Raw genomic sequence first — 17,932 nt, 5'->3', positions numbered from 1 at the left:
CATGACCCGATTCCGCCGGACCTTCGTTCCCCTGGCGGGGATCGTCGCAGTCTCGATCGGACTGACGGCCTGCGGCGGCACCACCCAGGATTCGGCGTCGAACTCGGGCGGTGGCGACCGTGCCACCGGTACCGCGAACCCCGACGCGCCGATCCAGGACGGTCTGCAGGTCGCGTTCCTCCCCAAGCAGCTCAACAATCCCTACTCGGACATCGAGGTCGGGGGCGGCAAGACCGCAGTGGAGGAGTTCGGCGGCGAGTACAAGCTCGTCGGCCCCAACGATGCGAGCGCGTCCTCGCAGGTGTCCTACATCAACACGCTGATCCAGCAGGGCCAGAACGTGATCAACATCGCGGCCAACGATCCGAACGCCGTGTGCCCGTCGCTGAACCAGGCCCGCGACGCCGGCATCAAGGTCGTGACGTTCGATTCCGACGCGGCCGAGGACTGCCGCGACCTGTTCATCAACCAGGCCACCACCCAGGGCGTCGGTGAGACGCTCGCGAAGATGACGAGCGAGCAGATCGGCGGCACCGGCAAGATCGCCGTGCTGTCCGCGACCCCCAACGCCACCAACCAGAACGCCTGGATCGAGGTGCTGAAGTCCGAGCTCGCGAGCAAGCCGGAGTACCAGAACATCGAACTCGTGGCCACCGTGTACGGCAACGACGACGACCAGAAGTCGTTCCAGGAAACGCAGGGCCTCCTGCAGACCTACCCCGACCTGAAGGCGATCGTGTCGCCCACGACGGTCGGCATCGCCGCCGCGGCCCGCTACATCTCGTCGTCGAGCTACAAGGGCAACGTCGTCCTCACCGGCCTCGGTACCCCCAACCAGATGCGGGAATATGTGAAGAACGGCACCGTCAAGGAATTCGCGCTCTGGGACCCGACCAACATCGGCTACCTCTCCGCCTACGCCGGTGCCGCACTGGCGTCCGGTCAGATCACCGGCGCCGAGGGGCAGAAGTTCACGGCAGGCAAGCTCGGCGAGTACACGATCGGCGCCGGCGGTGAGGTCGTGCTCGGCCCGCCGACCGTGTTCGACGCGAACACCATCGACCAGTACGACTTCTGAACCGACCGATGAACAAGTACTGCTTCACCTTGCAGCTCCGGCCGGACCGGATCGAGGAGTACGTTCGCCGTCACGCCCGCGTCTGGCCGGAGATGCTCGAGGCCCTGAAAGCCAGCGGCTGGCACAACTATTCGCTGCACATCCGGCCGGACGGGCTGATCGTCGGCTACGTCGAGTCGGAGAATCTCGAACAGGCGCAGGCGGCCATGGCGCGCACCGACGTCAACCGCCGGTGGCAACACGACATGGCGCCGTTCTTCGAACTCGACGGAGTGGCGCCCGACGAGGGATTCACGCTCCTCACCGAGATCTTCGACCTGGACGCGCAGCTTCACACCCATCTCGACCACACGATCTCCACCGAAGGATGATTCACCATGACGGCAACTGACACTCGGCGCACGGCCGGCGACATCTCCGCCCTCGCCGACTTCGGGATCGAAGTGCCCAGTTGGGCTTACGGGAATTCCGGAACCCGATTCAAGGTGTTCGCCACGGCCGGCGTCCCACGCGACCCCTACGAGAAGATCGAGGACGCCGCCCAGGTGCACCGGGTGACCGGTGCGGCGCCGAGGGTGTCGCTGCACATCCCGTGGGACCACGTCGACGACTTCGGCAAACTCGCCGCATTCGCCGCCGATCAGGGGGTGTCGCTGGGTGCGATCAACTCCAACGTATTCCAGGACGACGACTACAAGCTGGGGTCGCTCACCAACGCCGACCCGAAGATCCGGGCGAAGGCGGTCGCCCACCACGTCGAGTGCATCGACGTCATGCGGGCCACGGGCTCGAAGGATCTGAAGCTGTGGCTGCCCGACGGCACCAACTACGCCGGCCAGGATTCGATCCGCGCCCGGCAGGATCGGCTCGCCGATTCGCTGCAGAAGATCTACGCCGAACTCGACGACGATCACCGCCTGCTGATCGAGTACAAGTTCTTCGAGCCGTACTTCTACACCACCGACATCCCCGACTGGGGAACGTCGCTGCTGCACTGCCTGGCACTGGGCGAGAAGGCACAGGTGGTCCTGGACACCGGTCATCACGCGCCGGGCACGAACATCGAATTCATCGTCGCCCAGCTGATTCGGCAGGGACGGCTCGGGGCCTTCGATTTCAACTCCCGCTTCTACGCCGACGACGACCTGATCGTCGGATCCGCGGACCCGTTCCAGCTGTTCCGGATCATGCACGAGATCGTCCGGGCGGGCGCGCATCTCCCGGACTCCGGGGTGAACTTCATGCTCGACCAGTGCCACAACATCGAGCCGAAGATTCCCGGCCAGATCCGGTCGATCATGAACGTCCAGGAAGCCACGGCCAAGGCACTGCTCGTCGACGGGGACGCACTCGAGGCGGCCCAGCAGTCGGGTGACGTGCTCGGTGCTCACGCCGTGCTGATGGACGGGTACAACACCGACGTCCGGCCGCTGCTGGCCGAACTGCGCGAATCGCAGGGCAGGGACGCCGACCCGGTCGGCGCATTCGCGCGCTCCGGATACCTGGAGCGGATCGAGCGCGAGCGGGTCGGCGGAAACCAGGCGAGCTGGGGCGCGTGATGACCGCGACGACGGCAGACACCGTGCCCGCCCGCCTCGAACGCGTGCGTCCCAGGAAGACCCGGCTGGGGCTGGTGTCAGGTGGGCTCGGCGCCTACTGGCCGCAGTTCCCCGGGCTCCGGGGCGTCCTGCAGGAGTCCGTCCGGTACGTGACGGGCCGATTCGAGGAGCAGGACTGTCAGGTCGTCGACGCCGGCTTCGTCTCGGACCCGCAGGAGTCCGCGGCCGCGGCCGAGACGCTGAGGCAGGCCGACTGCGACCTGGTGGTGATCTTCCTGACCACCTACCTGACGTCGTCGATGGTGCTGCCGATCGCGCAGCGGACCAACGTACCGGTGCTGCTGATCGATCTGCAGCCGACCGAGGCGATGGATCACGCGAACACCGACACGGGAACGTGGCTGGCCTACTGCGGGCAGTGCCCGCTGCCGGAGGTCGCGAACGTGTTCCGGCGCAGCGGCATCGACTTCCGGTCGGTGTCCGGTTACCTGCACGACGAGAACGCCTGGCGGCGCATCGACGCCTGGGTGAGTGCCGCCTCGGCACGAGCCGCCCTGCGGCACGCCCGTCTGGGGCTCATGGGTCACCTGTACCCGGGGATGCTCGACATCTCGACCGACATGACCCTGTTGTCGTCGCAGTTCGGCGCGCACGTGGAGGTGCTCGAATTCGACGACCTCCGGGTGCGGGTCGATGCGGTCTCCGATCGTGAGACGGCCGACCGCGTCGCACTCGCGAAAGAGGTTTTCGCGCTCGACAGTTCGGTGAACGCGGACGATCTCGCATGGGGAGCCAGGGTCTCCGTCGGACTCGACCGCCTCGTCGCGGACTTCGCGCTCGACGCCATGGCGTACTACCATCGCGGGCTCGACGGTGAACTGCACGAACAGCTCGGCGCCGGAATGATTCTCGGAGCGTCCCTGCTCACCGCCCGCGGTATTCCGCTGGCCGGGGAGTACGATATTCGCACCGCGGTCGCGATGCTGGTCGCGGACCGGATGGGCGCCGGTGGATCGTTCACGGAACTGCAGGCACTGAACTTCCGCGACGGGGTCGTCGAGATGGGTCACGACGGACCGGCGCATCTGCAGATCTCTTCCGCCGAACCGCTGCTCCGCGGTCTCGGTGTCTATCACGGCAAGCGGGGGTACGGCGTCAGCGTCGAGTTCGACGTGACCCACGGGCCCGTCACGACCTTCGCGGTCGGGCAGAACCGCGACGGTTCGTACTCGTTCATCGCGTCCGAGGGCGAAGTGGTCTCCGGACCGCTCCTGGCGATCGGCAACACCACGTCCCGGGTCGACTTCGGCCGGGATCCGGGGGAGTGGACGGACGAGTGGAGTGCCACCGGGACCGGTCACCACTGGGCGTTGTGCGTCGGGCACCGTGCCGGCGCGATCAAGGCCGCAGCAGAGCTGCTCGGCATCGAATTCATCCGGGTCTGAACTCAAGAACCTCGAGGGAGAAACTAGAAGTGAACGCCACGAGCACCATCGCCGAACTGATCGCACGGTCCAACAGACTGGGCGCCGACGCTCGGAACACCAACTACGCCGGCGGCAACACCTCCGCCAAGGGCACCGACGTCGACCCCGTGACCGGCGCCGAGGTGGAACTCGTCTGGGTGAAGGGTTCCGGCGGTGACCTCGGCACGCTGAAGCCCGCCGGTCTCGCCGCGCTGCGCCTCGACCGGGTCCGCGCCCTGACCGATGTTTACCCGGGACTCGACGCCGAGGACGACATGGTCGCCGCGTTCGACTACTGCCTGCACGGCAAGGGCGGCGCCGCGCCGTCCATCGACACCGCCATGCACGGTCTGGTGAACGCGCCGCACGTCGACCACCTGCACCCCGATTCCGGCATCGCGTTCGCGACCGCCGCGGACGGTGAGGAGCTGACCCGCAAGTGCTTCGGCGACCGTGTGGTGTGGGTTCCGTGGCGCCGCCCCGGTTTCCAGCTGGGCCTCGACATCTCGGCCGTCGCTGAGGCGAACCCGCAGGCGATCGGCTGCATCCTGGGAGGTCACGGCATCACCGCATGGGGGTCGACGAGTGAGGAATGCGAGCAGCGTTCGCTCGAGATCATCCGCACCGCCGAGCAGTTCATCGCCGACAACGGCCGCGAGGAGCCGTTCGGTCCCGCGATCGCGGGCTACGGTGCACTGCCCGCAGAGGAGCGCCGCCGCCGCGCCGCCGCACTGTTCCCGCTGCTGCGTGGACTGGCCTCCACCGATCGTCCGCAGGTGGGGCACTTCACCGACAGTGACGAGGTGCTGAACTTCCTGGCGGCGCAGGAGCATCCGCGTCTCGCCGCGCTGGGCACGTCGTGCCCCGACCATTTCCTCCGCACCAAGGTCCGGCCGATGGTCCTCGACCTGCCGCCGACCGCGTCGCTCGAGGACGTCACGGCGCGACTGCGTGCCCTGCACGCGACCTACCGCGAGGACTACGCCCGGTACTACGCCGAGTACGCGGAGCCGGACAGCCCGGCGATGCGCGGCGCCGACCCGGCCATCGTCCTGGTCCCCGGCGTCGGGATGTTCTCGTTCGGCGCGAACAAGCAGACCGCGCGGGTGGCGGGCGAGTTCTACGTCAACGCGATCAACGTGATGCGCGGCGCCGAGGCCATCTCCACGTACCAGCCGATCGACGAGCGGGAGAAGTTCCGCATCGAGTACTGGGCCCTCGAGGAGGCGAAGCTGGCGCGGATGCCGAGACCGGCGCCGCTCGCCACCCGCATCGCCCTGGTCACCGGTTCGGCGTCGGGAATCGGCAAGGCGATCGCGCAGCGCCTCGCCGCGGAGGGCGCGTGCGTCGTCATCGCCGACCTCGACCAGGCGAAGGCCGCAGAGGCCGCCGCCGAGATCGGCGGCAGCGACGTCGCCGTGGGCGTCGCAGCGGATGTGACCAGCGCCGACCAGGTCGCCGCGGCGTTCGAGGCCGCGGTCCTGGCGTTCGGCGGAGTCGACCTCGTCGTCAACAATGCCGGACTGTCGATCTCCAAGCCGCTGCTCGAGACCACCGAGAAGGATTGGGACCTACAGCACGACGTGATGGCGAAGGGCTCGTTCCTGGTGTCGAGGGAGGCGGCGCGGGTGATGACCGCCCAGGTGATGGGCGGCGACATCGTCTACATCTCGTCGAAGAACTCGGTGTTCGCCGGGCCCAACAACATCGCCTACTCGGCGACGAAGGCCGACCAGGCGCACCAGGTGCGGCTGCTCGCGGCGGAGCTGGGCGAGTACGGCATCCGCGTCAACGGCATCAACCCGGACGGTGTGGTGCGAGGCTCGGGCATCTTCGCGGGCGGCTGGGGCGCCAAGCGGGCCGCCGTGTACGGCGTCGAGGAGGAGAAGCTGGGCGAGTACTACGCGCAGCGCACCCTGCTCAAGCGGGAGGTGCTGCCCGAGCACGTCGCGAACGCGGTGTTCGCGCTCACCGGCGGCGACCTCACGCACACGACCGGACTGCACATCCCCGTGGATGCCGGTGTCGCTGCGGCGTTCCTGCGCTGATGGACGCATTCGCCGCGATCGACCTGGGCGCGTCCAGTGGGCGGGTGATGCTGGGCCGCGTCGCCGACGGCGTGATCACCCTCGACGAGGTCGCGCGCTTCCCGAACCGCCCGGTGCGGCTGGACGGGTCGCTGCACTGGGATCTCGCCGGCCTCTACCGGGGTGTGGTCGACGGACTGCGGGCCGCGGCAACGGAGGCCGAGGCCCGCGGTGACGTCCTCGTGTCGATCGGAATCGACACGTGGGCGGTGGATTACGGGTTGCTCGGCGGCGACGGCTCCCTCCTCGGGATGCCGTACCACTACCGCGACCAGCGGACGTGGGGCGTCGCGGCCGGGGTGCGATCGTCGATACCGGATCGGGAGTTGTTCGAGCGCAACGGCATCGCGCAACTGCCGTTCAACACGGTGTACCAGCTGCTGGCCGAACGGGAGAGCGGCGCGCAGCGGCTCGACGTCGCGGAGCAGCTGCTGATGATCCCCGACCTTCTGGCATACTGGCTCAGCGGGATTCGCGTCGGCGAGGTGACCAACGCGTCCACCACTGGTCTGCTCGATCCGGTGAGCCGCGACTGGGACCGTGCGCTGGTCGCCCGGCTCGGTCTCGACGACCGCGTGCTGCCACCGTTGGCGGAGCCCGGTTCGGCGATCGGACCGGTCCGGCCCGACGTCGCCGAAGAGATCGGGGCCACGCCGGTGGTGGTGGCCGTCGGCAGTCACGACACGGCGTCCGCCGTCGTCGCGGTGCCCGCGGCGAGCACGCGGTTCGCGTACATCGCGTCGGGGACGTGGTCGCTGGTGGGAACGGAACTGCCCGGCCCCGTGCGCACCGAGGACGTGCGGGCGGCAGGGTTCACCAACGAGGCCGGCGTCGACGGCACCACCCGGTTGCTGCGGAACGTGATGGGCATGTGGCTGGTGCAGGAGTCGATACGGCAGTGGCAGGCGGACGGGCTCGAGGTGTCGCTGCAGGAACTGCTGGAGGACGCCGCAGCGCTGACCGACCTCGGTTCCGTCGTGGACCCGGACCTGCCGGTGTTCCTGCCGCCGGGCGACATGCCCGCCCGCATCGCCGCCGAATGCGCGCGGACGGGTCAGCGCGTTCCGGACGGCCCGGCCGAGGTGATCCGATGTGTGCTGGACAGTCTCGCGGACGCGTACCGGCGGTCGGTGCAGTCGGTCGTCGAGCTCACCGGCACGCCGATCGACGTGGTGCACATCGTCGGCGGCGGATCCCAGAACGCCCTGCTGTGCCAGCTGACGGCGGATGCCACCGGGCTGCCCGTCGTCGCCGGACCCGTCGAGGGTTCCGCCCTCGGCAACGTCCTGGTGCAGGCGCGGGCGGCCGGTGTGCTGTCGGGGGGACTCGCCGAACTCCGTGCGGTCGTGTCGAACTCGTTCACCCTGCGCGAGTTCGCACCGTCGGCCGCTTCGCTGTCCCGGGCCTGACGCCTGGCTCTGCCCTAGCGCCGGTCCCGGAACCGGGGTTCGCGCTTGTCCTTGCGTGCGGCGGTGGCCTCTTCGAAGTTGTCGGTCAGCAGCCGCACGAGCAGCTGCCCGAGACCCTCCTGGTGGATGTGGGCTTCGAGTGAGGCGGCATCGAGCCCGGACCACAGCGTGCGCTTCGTCAGTTCCAGGCCGGGCCGGGAGAACCGCGACATGCGCTCGGCGAGGTCGAAGCATTCGTCCAGGAGGTCCTCGCCGGGCACGCACCGCGACACGAGTCCGATCCGCTCGGCCTCGTCGGCGTGCACGTCCCGCCCGGACAGCATGATCTCGAACGCCCGGGACGAACCGATCGCCCGCGGCAGCAGGTAGCTCAGGCCCAGTTCGCTCGCGGTCAGGCCGTTGTTGATGCCCGCCGCCCGGAAGTAGGCGTCTTCCGCCGCGATCCGGATGTCGGAGGCGAGCGCCAGGCACAGGCCGCCGCCGATGGCCGCGCCGTTGACCGCGCTGATCACCGGCTGGTGCATCCGGCGGAGCGAGAGCACCACGTTGTCGAGCATCTCCATGGCCCGCAGGGCGACGGTCGGCGGGGTGAGGCCGTCCACGTGGGGGAGCGTGCCCGCGGACCTCTGGTCGGCGCCGGAGCAGAAGCCGCGGCCCGCGCCGGTGATCACCACCGCGCGCACCGCGTTGTCGTTGCTGATCTCCTCGAGTGCGTCGCGGAACGGGATCATCACGTCGAACGCCATCGCATTCATGCGTTCCGGGCGGTTGAGCGTCACCAGGGCGATGCCCGGCCGGGGATGGTCGACGACGACGAAGTTCACGCACTCGATACTAGAACACGTTTCAATTCTCTGGATCGATTTGCGGTCGTGGACGCCCGGGGGCGACCGTGCGCGCGAGGATGCCCAGTGTCGCGCGCAGGGCGGTTTCGGAAATCACCGGGAAGATCCCGGACTCGCGCCACACCGGGTCGATGGACGACCAGTCGTAGAACGACGTCACCATCGTTCCCTCGTCGATCGGCTCGAGTCGGTAGCCGTACACGTGCCCGATCTGCGGCCGGATCTGCCCGAGGACCTTCCAGGAGATCTCCCGGTCGGGCACGAACGTCTCGATCGTCACCGTCACGTCGTAGAGGCCGAGGTCGAAGTCGTTCAACGCGTCGCGGTCCATGTGCACGACGAACGTGTCGCCCGCCGCCGTGACGCGGTCCCCTTCCGCGGACATCAGCATCCCGGAACTGTCGATCGCCACATGTCCCTCGGGATCGCAGAGCAGGCCGAAGATCGTCGCCGGGTCCGCGGCGACAGCCCGCCGGACCTCCAACCGCTCGCCGGTGTCAGTTGTCATGTCCGCATCCTGCCACCCCATGTGAGTGCCATCGAGTGCTCGGGCACGCAAAAACACTCACATGGGGAAGGTGGGCAGCACTCCGGCGTCCATGGCCTGTTTCAGAGACGGTGCGGCCGAATCCTTCTCGGACAGCTGGAACGTCAGCGGGCTGCCGTCCCGGCCCACCGTGGGCCAGTCGATTCCCAGTTCGGGATCGAGTGGATGGAGGTCGTGATCGAGGGCCGGGGTGTACTCGATCGAGCACAGGTACATCACGGTCGACGCGTCCTCGAGGGACAGGATCGCGTGGCCGACACCGGCCGGAAGGTAGACGGCGCGGCGGTCGGCGTCGTCGATGAGCACCGAATCCCACTGCCCGAACATCGGCGACCCGACGCGCAGGTCGACGATCACGTCGAGGAACGCGCCCTTGACGCACGTGACGTATTTCGCCTGCCCGGGCGGGTTGTCGGTGAAGTGGATGCCGCGCAGGACACCGGCGGCGGACACCGAGCAGTTGGCCTGCGCGAGTTCGAGGCTGTGCCCGACGGCGGCCTCGAACTCCGAGCCCTTGAACCATTCGAGGAACACGCCGCGGTCGTCGCCGAACTGCCTCGGGGTGATCTCCCAGGCGCCCGGAACCTTCAGTTCCCGATACTCCACGTCACCAGTCCTTGCCGCGTTCGAGAAGTTCGAGGAGATAGTCGCCGTATCCCGACTTGCCGAGAGTCTCGGCGCGGGCACACAATTCGGCGTCGGTGATGAACCCGCGGCGCCACGCGACCTCTTCCGGGACGCCGATCTTCAGCCCCTGCCGGTGTTCGAGCGTGCGCACGAAGTTCGACGCCTCGAGCAGTGAATCGACGGTGCCGGTGTCGAGCCACGCGGTTCCGCGGGGAAGCACCTCGACCTGCAGCCGTCCGGCCTGCAGGTACGCCTGGTTGACGTCGGTGATCTCGTACTCGCCGCGGTCCGACGGCTTCAGATCGCGCGCGATCGAGACGACGTCGTTGTCGTAGAAGTACAGGCCGGGGATCGAGAAGTTCGACTTCGGGGTGGCGGGCTTCTCCTCGATGGACATCGCCCGGCCCGTGTCGTCGAATTCGACCACACCGTACGAACTGGGATCGGACACCCAGTAGGCGAACACGGCGCCGCCGTCGATGTTCTCGAACCGGTTCAGCCGGGAACCGAGACCGGGGCCGTAGAAGATGTTGTCGCCGAGCACGAGGGACACGGACTCGTTGCCGATGTGGTCGGCGCCGAGCACGAACGCCTGCGCCAGGCCGTTCGGTTCCTCCTGCACCTTGTACGTGAGGTTCACCCCGAACTGGGAGCCGTCGCCGAGGAGCCGGCGGAACTGCTCGGCGTCGTGCGGGGTGGTGATGACGAGGATGTCCCGGATGTTGGCCAGCATCAGGGTGGAGAGCGGGTAGTAGATCATCGGCTTGTCGTAGACCGGGACCAGTTGCTTGCTCACTCCGAGAGTGATCGGGTGCAATCGGGACCCGGTGCCCCCTGCCAGGATGATTCCGCGCATGTGCGCAGTGTTCCAGTGTTCGCGTCGGATAGAAACTCGGGCGCGCCACTAGGGTGGGTGCACATGAGGCTTCTCGTGACAGGCGGCGCCGGGTTCATCGGTGCGAACTTCGTGCACCAGACGGTCGCCGAGCGCCCGGACGTGCAGGTGACGGTGCTCGACGCGCTGACGTACGCCGGCAACCGGCAGTCGCTCGACCCGGTGGCCGACCGCATCGAGTTCGTGCACGGCGACGTGGCGGATTTCGCGCTGGTGGACCGTCTGGTCGCGGGCTCGGACGCGGTGGTCCACTTCGCCGCGGAATCGCACAACGACAATTCGCTGGCCGATCCGACGCCGTTCGTGCAGACGAACGTGATGGGCACGTTCTCGCTGTTGCAGGCCGTCCGCGCCCACGACGTCCGGTATCACCACATCTCCACCGACGAGGTGTACGGCGACCTCGAACTGGACGATCCCGAGCGCTTCACCGAGTCGACCCCGTACAACCCGTCGAGCCCGTACTCGGCCACCAAGGCGTCCAGCGACCTGCTGGTGCGGGCCTGGGCGCGGTCGTTCGGGGTGCGGGCCACCCTGTCGAACTGTTCCAACAACTACGGCCCGTACCAGCACGTCGAGAAGTTCATTCCGCGCCAGATCACCAACCTGATCGACGGGGTGCGTCCCCGTCTGTACGGCAGCGGGAAGAACGTGCGCGACTGGATCCACGTCGACGACCACAACGCGGCCGTCTGGACGGTCCTGGAGAAGGGGAGTCTCGGTCAGACGTATCTGATCGGCGCGGACGGCGAGGTCGACAACCGGACCGTCGTCGGAACGCTGCTCGAACTGTTCGGCCGCGACGCCGACGACCTCGACTTCGTCACCGACCGCCCGGGCCACGACCTGCGCTACGCGATCGATTCGACGCGGCTGCGCACCGAACTGGGCTGGACGCCGCAGTACAAGGATTTCCGTAGCGGACTCGAGGCCACCGTGCGCTGGTACCGCGACAACGAGTCGTGGTGGCGGGCGCAGAAGGAATCCGCGGAGAAGGCGTACGCGGCCACGGAATCCGTCATCGGCTGACGGTTCCGCGAAACGCCCACGCTCTCGCCGTCAGTGCGATGCGGCCGGCCTCGTCGCGCCGCGAGCGGGCATCGAGCAGGTCGCGAAGCTCGTCTCGACGCACGGCGGGCAGGGACGCGCAGTATCCGGGTGCCGGTCCCTGCCCGCCCAGAAACGGCCGCCAGAAATCGTCGAAGTCGGCGAACACGGTGGGCACGTCGAGTGGGTGCACCTCCGCCGCGGCCAGCCCCGCGGTGGACAGTGCGTCGCGGAGAGGCTGCGGCCGGCAGAGCGGGAAGCGGACGCCCTCGTCGAGGTCCGCGGCCGCCTCGTCGAGTTCGCGGGCGGCGTCCCAGAACGCGCGAATCATCTGCATTCCCTCGGCGTAGTCCCACACGTACCCGGCGACCGTCCCGCCGGTTCGCGTGACTCGGCGCATCTCGGCGAGCCCGTCGATCGGATGGGGAACGAAATTGAGGACGAGCCCGGACACCACGCGGTCGAACTCGCCGTCCTCGGCGGGGATGGATTCGGCGGTGCCCGACCGGACGTCGAAGCGGGGATCGTCCGTGCCGGCCCGAGCCGCCGCCGCGAAGGGCTGCGACGGTTCGACGCCGACCACCCGGGCCGGATCCGCCGTGCGGAGAACGGCGTGTGCGAGGGCGCCCGTCCCGCAACCCACGTCGCACCATGCACCGCCCGGGCCGGTGGCCAGCCACCGCAGGAACTGCGTCGCGACCGGCCGGCTCCAGCGGCCGATGTAGCGCTCGTACGCGGGATCGATCTCCCAGGCGTCCGTCATCGCGATCTCCTCAGGACGGCTGCGGTACCCGGGAATCCTCGTGGACGAGGGCGTTGCGCAGCGAACGCGAACCGGCGATCGCGGCGACGAAGCCGGCGAGCACCTCGCACAGCGTGAACACCAGGCGTGACGCGAGGGCCAGCCCGAGCGCGACCCCGCTGTCCATGAACGGGGACAGAGCCGCGACGACGACGGCCTCGCGGACCCCGATGCCGGACGGCGCGACGACCACCAGCACGCCGGCGCACATGCCGAGGGCGATCGCGCCGATGCACTGCACCAGGGTGCCCGCCTCGAATCCCGCCGAACTCGACGCGAGGAACCACAGATGCACCCCGTAGAGGACCCAGCTGACGGCGCACCAGCCGAGGGCCAGCCCGATCTTGTGCATGGTCAGCTGCCGCTGCAGCGGGGCGCGCCGCAGGATCCGCAGGGCCAGGTTCACGAGCCGGGTGAGGACCGGTGGGTAGCAGCAGACGAGCGCGATCGGGACGAGAACGATCACCGCGACCGCCGCGACGGTGCTGATGTGGAACAGGGCGGGCAGCGCCAGCAGCCCGACGACCAGCGCCGACGTGATGCTCAGCCCGACGGTGACGAGGACGGCGACGAATCCGTTGGCCCGCGACACCCCGGCCCGGCGCACGAGCTCGGTCTGGAGGACGAACGCCCACACGCTGCCCGGCAGATACTTGCCGAGCTGACCGACCAGGTAGCAGCGGGCGGCGTCGAAGGCGGGGATCGGGTGTTCGAGGGCGCCGAGCGCGTGCTGCCACGCGCGCACCGCCGCGCCCATGCCGAGGAAGACGAACACCGCGGAGACGGCGAGCGCCCACCAGTCCAGCTGGGTGATCGTGTCCCTGACCTCGGCCCACTGCGATTTCACGGCGAACACGACGGCGACGACGATCGCGAGGGTGACGAGGATCCGCAGCGCGTTCATCAGGACGGCGCGACCGCCGCGGTCCGGGACGATCTCGGGATCGGTGTCCACGAGAACCACCCCCTCACCGGCAGTGCGCTGCGGCAGCGCAGCGTTCGTTTCCGACGATAGCAATCGGAGGGCGCCGGATCAGGAAACGAGCGGTTTCACCGCCAGCTCCCGCCACCAGGCGAACGCGTCGGCGAGCGAGTTCGGGAGTTCCGCGTCGGCGTCGAGCCGCCCCGAGGCATACACCTTCGCCACCGCCGCGATGTCCCGGTCGGCGATCCCGGCGCGGCTCATGCCCACCCGGTTGGTGCCGCGCAGGGCGGCGGGGTTGCCGAACACCGTGGCGAACGGCGGAATGTCCTTGGCGACGACCGATCCCATTCCGACCATCGCCCGCGCACCGATCACCCGCCGCTGATGCACCACCGCGCTCATACCGAGATTGACGCCGTCGCCGAGAGTCACGTGACCGCCGAGGGTGCTGGACGGCGAGAGGACGCAGTCGTCGCCGATCCGGACGTCGTGCTCGACGGACGTGTGGTTCATGACGAATCCGCCGCGCCCGATGGTCGTCGGCCGCTCGGCTCCCTGCTGGACGGCGCTCATCTCCCGGATCACGGTGCCCGCGCCGATCACGACACCCTGATGCGGACTGATCTCTGTCCACGTGCGCGGATGCGTCTTCCCGATCCACTCCGGCGGCGCCCCGAGCGTCGCGTGCGCGCCGATCCAGCAGTCGTCGCCGATGTCGAGCGGGCCGGTGAGGACGGCATATGGTCCGATGCTCACGCGGTCCCCGATCGTGACGCCGTCGCCTATCACGACGGTCGGGTGGATCTCGCAGTTTTCACCGATGGTCATGAAAGTTGGCGATTCCTTCCAGGAGCCGTGCAGACCGTGGGAACCTTCAAGAGGGTGCAATCTGTGAAGACGGTGTGAACGCACGTCAATCTATCGGAGGAACCGTGATCGCGATCTCGAGTATCTCTTTCGGAGAGGACGTCGAGCGCGAGGTTCTCGACACCCTGCGATCAGGGATGGTCGTGCAGGGACCGAAGGTCGCGAGGTTCGAGGAGGGGTTCGCCGCACTCGTCGGCACCCGGCACGCCGTGGCCGTCAACAGCGGCACCACCGCGCTGATCGCGGCACTGCGGGTGCTGGATCTCCAACCGGGCGACGAGGTGCTCACCACCCCGTTCACGTTCGTGGCCACGCTCAACGCGATTCTCGACTCCGGCGCGACGGCCCGGTTCGCGGACATCGGGGAGGCTGATTTCGCGCTCGACCCCGACGCCGTGGCGCAGTGCGTGAACGAGCGCACCCGGGTGCTGATGCCGGTGCATCTGTACGGGCAGACCGCGGACATGGGGGCGCTGATGCCGCTGGCGGAGACCCGGGGACTCGCCGTCGTCGAGGACGCCGCGCAGGCGCACGGTGCCACGTTCGACGGCAAGGGTGCGGGCAGTTTCGGGCTCGGCTGCTTCTCGTTCTACGCCACGAAGAATCTCACCACCGCCGAGGGCGGCATGGTCACGACGGACGACGACGCGGTGGCCGACCGGTTACGGGTGCTGCGGAATCAGGGCATGCGACGCCGCTACGAGTACGAGATGGCGGGCCAGAACTTCCGGATGACGGATCTGCAGGCCAGTCTCGGGTTGCCGCAGCTGGGTTCCTATCTGCAGCAGGTGGAGTCGCGCCGGCGTAATGCCGAGGCACTGCGGACCGGTCTGAAGGACGTCGAAGGTCTCGTTCTGCCTTCGGAACTCGCGGGCCGCGGACACGTGTGGCACCAGTTCACCGTGATCCTCGCACCCGATGCGCCGATCGACCGCGACATCCTCGCGCAGCGTCTGGGAGATCGGGGAGTCGGCAGCGGTGTCTACTACCCGAGAACCGTCTACGACTACGACTGCTACCGCGAGCATCCCCGGGTGATCGCCTCGCCCACGCCGGTCGCGACGTCCGTGGCCCGCCGGTGCCTGAGCATCCCCGTCCACGCCGCGCTCTCCGCCGACGAGGTCGACCGGATCGTCGCCGCGGTGCGCGAGGCGATGGAGGTGTGATGACGTCCACGCGACCACGGATCGCGCTCATCGGATCCGGCAGGATGGGTTCGCTGCACGCCCGCGTGCTCGCGCAGTCCTCGCTGTGTGACCTCGCCCTGCTCGTGGAACCGCGTGAGGAACACGGGCGGGAGGTCGCCGCACGGTTCGACACCGCATGGGCTGCGGATTTCGACGAGCTGGACGGCATCGACGCCGCCGTCGTCGCGGCGGCGACACCCGCCCACTACGAGTTGGCGGGCCGCGTCCTCGACCTCGGCAAGCCGGTGCTCGTCGAAAAGCCGCTCGCCGCAACGTACGAGGAGAGCACGGATCTGGTGAAACGCGCCGCCGCGACGGGTGTCCCGCTGATGTGCGGCCTGCTCGAGCGATTCAATCCGGCGGTCCGGACGGCACGCGAATTCGCCGGCGACGTGTGGCAGGTCAACGGAATCCGGCACTCGCCGTTCGTCTCCCGCATCCCCACCGGCGTCGCGACCGACCTGCTGATCCACGACGTCGACCTCGCAATCGGTTTCGTCGGATCACCGCCCGTCGGCGTGAAGGCCGAGTTCGGGTACTTCCACGACCGTTCGCGGCGGAACGAGGCCGAGGACTGTGCGGAGGCGGTGCTGCGTTTCGAATCCGGTGCGGTGGCCACCATCTCGGCCAGCCGGGTGAGTCAGCGGAAGGTCCGGCAGCTGTCGCTGCTGGAGCCGGACCGCCTGATCGAGATCGACCTCCTGCGCCGCGACATCACCATCTACCGGCACATCGACGACGACCTGCCCGCCGACCGCGACGGCTACAAGCAGCAGACGGTGATCGAGATCCCCACCCTCCGCTACAGCGACGAACCCCTCGCCGCCGGATGCCGACGCGGAGCGCGACTCGATCCTGCCCGCGCATCGGGTGGTCCACGAGGCGACGGTGTCGGCTACCGGCTGAGCGCCCCGGCGACCGCCAGGCGGGTGTCTTCCATGATGAGGTCGGCGTTGATCGCTGCCGCGGCGCTCAGGCCGGCTCCGGCGGCGACGATCACTTGCGCCTTCGGGTCTGCGACGTTGCCTGCCACCCATACCCCCGGAACCGCGGTGGCGCCGGTCGCGTCGGAGGCGACGGCGGTGCCGATCACGTGGCCGGCCATCTCCATCTCGGTGGTGTCCAGGCCGAGGCTCGTGAGGAACTCGGCGCGGGCCCTGAACAGGGGCGGGACCACCACGGCGGTGAGGGGGATGACCTGACCCGTGCGCAGCCGGACACCGGTCAGCCGGTCGCCCTGCACCTCGAGCCCGGCCACGCCGCCGTCGATCACGGCGATGCCGCGTGCGGCGAGCTGCTCGTACTCCTCGCCGGTGGGTTCGTCCGCGTCGTTCAGGAACAGCGTCACGTTCTCGGTCCACTGCCGCCACATCAGCGCCTGGTGCACCGCCAGCGGACTGCCGGCGAGGACGCCGACCGGCTGGTCTCGGACCTCCCAGCCGTGGCAGTACGGGCAGTGCAGGACGTCGCGTCCCCATCGCGCGGCCACCCCGGGGATGTCGGGGAGCACGTCGACGAGGCCGGTGGTCACGAGCAGTCTCCGCGCCCGCACGGTCGCGCCGTCCGCGAGCGTCACCCGGAACTGTCCGTCATCGACCTTGTCGGCGGACGTGACGGTGCCGGTCACGATCTCACCGCCGTACCCGGCGACCTCCTCGCGTCCGATGGCCAGTAGTTCGCCGGGAGGGGTGCCCTCTCGGCCGAGATAGTTGTGAACGTGCCCGGCCGGTGCGTTGCGCGGGGCGCCCGCGTCGATCACGAGCACCGAGCGGCGTGCCCGCGACAGGGCCAGTGCCCCGCCGAGTCCGGCCGCGCCGCCACCGACGACCACTACGTCGTAACTGTCTTCCATCGCGTTCTCCTTCGTTCGTCGACCTCGTGACGTCCACTGTCCGGGGAGGCCGCAAAACTGGCAAGCAAGTTTGCCGCTGTGGCAACATGGTGGGTGTGAACGACGACGTACCCGATCTGGACGGCGTCCTCGACGCCGTGGGACCGCGGCTGAAAGCACTCCGTCAGCAGCGCGGCGCGACCCTCGCCCAGCTCTCCGAGTCCACCGGGATCTCGGTGAGCACCCTGTCGCGGCTCGAGTCCGGCCAGCGGAAACCCACCCTCGAGCTGATGCTCCTACTGGCCCGCGCTCACCAGCTGCCCCTGGACGAGCTCGTCGACGCACCCGCCACCGGCGACCCTCGCGTCCATCTGCGACCCCTCGAGCGGAACGGCTCGACGATCATCCCGCTGACGCGCAGGCCAGGCGGGATCCAGGCGTTCAAGCACGTGATCCCGCCGGGCGACCCGAACGGCATCCCGAACCTGCAGGTCCACGAGGGCTACGAATGGCTGTACGTTCTGTCCGGCCGGCTGCGACTGCTGCTCGGCGAACACGACGTGATCCTGACGCCGGGGGAGGTCGCGGAGTTCGACACCCACGTCCCGCACTGGTTCGGCAACCCCGGACCGCAACCGGCGGAGATCCTCAGCCTGTTCGGTCCCCAGGGCGAGCGGGCGCACGTCCGCACGGTCCCGCGGGGAACGGCAGCCGAGCGCGACCGTCGGTAGAATTCGTCCGGACCGGTGACGAGCGCTCC

The 17,932-nt window shown here is 68.8% G+C and carries 17 protein-coding genes and 1 pseudogene; 10 read left to right on the top strand and 8 right to left on the bottom strand.

Annotated features, from left to right (window positions below):
* The first annotated feature begins 1 nt into the window (after position 1).
* From rhaS to AZG88_RS30470, 6 genes are read left to right on the top strand one after another with little or no spacing between them, the layout of a single operon-like run.
* Complete coding sequence (rhaS, locus tag AZG88_RS30495; RefSeq protein WP_061699992.1) at positions 2-1,078, top strand: rhamnose ABC transporter substrate-binding protein; 1,077 nt, start codon at positions 2-4, stop codon at positions 1,076-1,078.
* An 8-nt stretch (positions 1,079-1,086) separates the two neighbouring features.
* Positions 1,087-1,449, top strand: coding sequence for an L-rhamnose mutarotase (locus AZG88_RS30490; protein WP_061041685.1), 363 nt, complete (start codon positions 1,087-1,089; stop codon positions 1,447-1,449).
* 6 nt (positions 1,450-1,455) lie between these two features.
* Positions 1,456-2,637 (top strand): L-rhamnose isomerase, encoded by a 1,182-nt coding sequence (gene rhaI, locus AZG88_RS30485; protein WP_005248809.1) that lies wholly within the window; start codon positions 1,456-1,458, stop codon positions 2,635-2,637.
* Positions 2,637-4,082 (top strand): L-fucose/L-arabinose isomerase family protein, encoded by a 1,446-nt coding sequence (locus AZG88_RS30480; RefSeq protein ID WP_061699991.1) that lies wholly within the window; start codon positions 2,637-2,639, stop codon positions 4,080-4,082. Before rhaI ends, AZG88_RS30480 begins: the two co-directional genes overlap by 1 nt.
* 29 nt (positions 4,083-4,111) lie before the next feature.
* A complete protein-coding gene (locus AZG88_RS30475) occupies positions 4,112-6,151 on the top strand; it encodes a bifunctional rhamnulose-1-phosphate aldolase/short-chain dehydrogenase (protein ID WP_061699990.1) in 2,040 nt (679 codons plus the stop codon).
* Complete coding sequence (locus AZG88_RS30470) at positions 6,151-7,599, top strand: rhamnulokinase (RefSeq protein ID WP_061699989.1); 1,449 nt, start codon at positions 6,151-6,153, stop codon at positions 7,597-7,599. Before AZG88_RS30475 ends, AZG88_RS30470 begins: the two co-directional genes overlap by 1 nt.
* Positions 7,600-7,613: 14 nt before the next feature.
* Here the strand turns inward: AZG88_RS30470 and AZG88_RS30465 are convergent, their stop codons facing one another.
* Genes AZG88_RS30465 through rfbA form a run of 4 tightly spaced genes read right to left on the bottom strand, consistent with a single transcriptional unit; the run spans position 7,614 to position 10,474 of the window.
* A complete protein-coding gene (locus AZG88_RS30465; RefSeq protein WP_005248805.1) occupies positions 7,614-8,423 on the bottom strand; it encodes an enoyl-CoA hydratase in 810 nt (269 codons plus the stop codon).
* A gap of 22 nt (positions 8,424-8,445) precedes the next feature.
* Positions 8,446-8,952 (bottom strand): polyketide cyclase, encoded by a 507-nt coding sequence (locus AZG88_RS30460; protein ID WP_005248804.1) that lies wholly within the window; start codon positions 8,950-8,952, stop codon positions 8,446-8,448.
* A 57-nt stretch (positions 8,953-9,009) separates the two neighbouring features.
* The gene (locus tag AZG88_RS30455; RefSeq protein ID WP_037228147.1) at positions 9,010-9,597 is read right to left on the bottom strand and encodes a dTDP-4-dehydrorhamnose 3,5-epimerase family protein; all 588 of its coding nucleotides are present in this window, start codon (positions 9,595-9,597) and stop codon (positions 9,010-9,012) included.
* 1 nt (position 9,598) lies between these two features.
* The gene (rfbA, locus tag AZG88_RS30450; RefSeq protein WP_005248802.1) at positions 9,599-10,474 is read right to left on the bottom strand and encodes a glucose-1-phosphate thymidylyltransferase RfbA; all 876 of its coding nucleotides are present in this window, start codon (positions 10,472-10,474) and stop codon (positions 9,599-9,601) included.
* Between the two features lie 63 nt (positions 10,475-10,537).
* On the opposite strand from rfbA, the gene rfbB reads away from it, so the two are divergent.
* Positions 10,538-11,542 (top strand): dTDP-glucose 4,6-dehydratase, encoded by a 1,005-nt coding sequence (rfbB, locus tag AZG88_RS30445; RefSeq protein WP_061041972.1) that lies wholly within the window; start codon positions 10,538-10,540, stop codon positions 11,540-11,542.
* On the opposite strand, the gene AZG88_RS30440 is transcribed toward rfbB, so the two are convergent.
* From AZG88_RS30440 to AZG88_RS30430, 3 genes are all read right to left on the bottom strand, one after another.
* The gene (locus AZG88_RS30440) at positions 11,532-12,323 is read right to left on the bottom strand and encodes a class I SAM-dependent methyltransferase (RefSeq protein WP_061041973.1); all 792 of its coding nucleotides are present in this window, start codon (positions 12,321-12,323) and stop codon (positions 11,532-11,534) included. The two genes, rfbB and AZG88_RS30440, sit on opposite strands and share 11 nt — an antisense overlap.
* Before the next feature lie 10 nt (positions 12,324-12,333).
* Positions 12,334-13,326, bottom strand: coding sequence for a lysylphosphatidylglycerol synthase transmembrane domain-containing protein (locus AZG88_RS30435; RefSeq protein WP_061041974.1), 993 nt, complete (start codon positions 13,324-13,326; stop codon positions 12,334-12,336).
* A gap of 69 nt (positions 13,327-13,395) precedes the next feature.
* Entirely contained in the window at positions 13,396-14,115 is a 720-nt protein-coding gene (locus AZG88_RS30430; protein WP_025431667.1) for a DapH/DapD/GlmU-related protein, read from the bottom strand.
* Between the two features lie 104 nt (positions 14,116-14,219).
* Between AZG88_RS30430 and AZG88_RS30425 the strand changes: the two genes are divergently transcribed.
* Positions 14,220-15,320, top strand: a complete 1,101-nt coding sequence (locus tag AZG88_RS30425) for a DegT/DnrJ/EryC1/StrS family aminotransferase (RefSeq protein ID WP_061699988.1) — start codon at positions 14,220-14,222, stop codon at positions 15,318-15,320.
* Positions 15,320-16,247: pseudogene (locus AZG88_RS55365) on the top strand (Gfo/Idh/MocA family protein). Before AZG88_RS30425 ends, AZG88_RS55365 begins: the two are co-directional and overlap by 1 nt.
* Here AZG88_RS55365 and AZG88_RS30415 read toward each other — a convergent pair.
* A complete protein-coding gene (locus AZG88_RS30415; protein WP_061699987.1) occupies positions 16,237-17,193 on the bottom strand; it encodes an NAD(P)/FAD-dependent oxidoreductase in 957 nt (318 codons plus the stop codon). The pseudogene AZG88_RS55365 and the gene AZG88_RS30415 overlap by 11 nt on opposite strands.
* A gap of 86 nt (positions 17,194-17,279) precedes the next feature.
* Here AZG88_RS30415 and AZG88_RS30410 point away from each other — a divergent pair, with 86 nt between their 5' ends.
* Positions 17,280-17,903 carry a helix-turn-helix domain-containing protein gene (locus tag AZG88_RS30410; protein WP_061699986.1) on the top strand — a complete coding sequence of 208 codons (624 nt, stop codon included), beginning with the start codon at positions 17,280-17,282 and terminating at the stop codon, positions 17,901-17,903.
* Positions 17,904-17,932: the final 29 nt, after the last annotated feature.

It is taken from the genome of Rhodococcus sp. LB1 (genome assembly GCF_001583455.1).
Taxonomy (GTDB): Bacteria; Actinomycetota; Actinomycetes; order Mycobacteriales; family Mycobacteriaceae; genus Rhodococcus_F; species Rhodococcus_F opacus.
The sequence above is the reverse complement of the archived record's forward strand: the minus strand, read 5'-3'. Positions and strand labels throughout refer to the sequence as shown.

What these genes read in the sequence shown, in the direction of transcription:
- rhaS (WP_061699992.1), top strand. Translation starts at nt 2, where the DNA reads ATGACCCGATTCCGCCGGACCTTCGTTCCCCTGGCGGGGATCGTCGCA.
- AZG88_RS30490 (WP_061041685.1), top strand. Translation starts at nt 1,087, where the DNA reads ATGAACAAGTACTGCTTCACCTTGCAGCTCCGGCCGGACCGGATCGAG.
- rhaI (WP_005248809.1), top strand. Translation starts at nt 1,456, where the DNA reads ATGACGGCAACTGACACTCGGCGCACGGCCGGCGACATCTCCGCCCTC.
- AZG88_RS30480 (WP_061699991.1), top strand. Translation starts at nt 2,637, where the DNA reads ATGACCGCGACGACGGCAGACACCGTGCCCGCCCGCCTCGAACGCGTG.
- AZG88_RS30470 (WP_061699989.1), top strand. Translation starts at nt 6,151, where the DNA reads ATGGACGCATTCGCCGCGATCGACCTGGGCGCGTCCAGTGGGCGGGTG.
- AZG88_RS30460 (WP_005248804.1), bottom strand. Translation starts at nt 8,952, where the DNA reads ATGACAACTGACACCGGCGAGCGGTTGGAGGTCCGGCGGGCTGTCGCC.
- rfbA (WP_005248802.1), bottom strand. Translation starts at nt 10,474, where the DNA reads ATGCGCGGAATCATCCTGGCAGGGGGCACCGGGTCCCGATTGCACCCG.
- rfbB (WP_061041972.1), top strand. Translation starts at nt 10,538, where the DNA reads ATGAGGCTTCTCGTGACAGGCGGCGCCGGGTTCATCGGTGCGAACTTC.
- AZG88_RS30440 (WP_061041973.1), bottom strand. Translation starts at nt 12,323, where the DNA reads ATGACGGACGCCTGGGAGATCGATCCCGCGTACGAGCGCTACATCGGC.
- AZG88_RS30430 (WP_025431667.1), bottom strand. Translation starts at nt 14,115, where the DNA reads ATGACCATCGGTGAAAACTGCGAGATCCACCCGACCGTCGTGATAGGC.
- AZG88_RS30415 (WP_061699987.1), bottom strand. Translation starts at nt 17,193, where the DNA reads ATGGAAGACAGTTACGACGTAGTGGTCGTCGGTGGCGGCGCGGCCGGA.
- AZG88_RS30410 (WP_061699986.1), top strand. Translation starts at nt 17,280, where the DNA reads ATGGTGGGTGTGAACGACGACGTACCCGATCTGGACGGCGTCCTCGAC.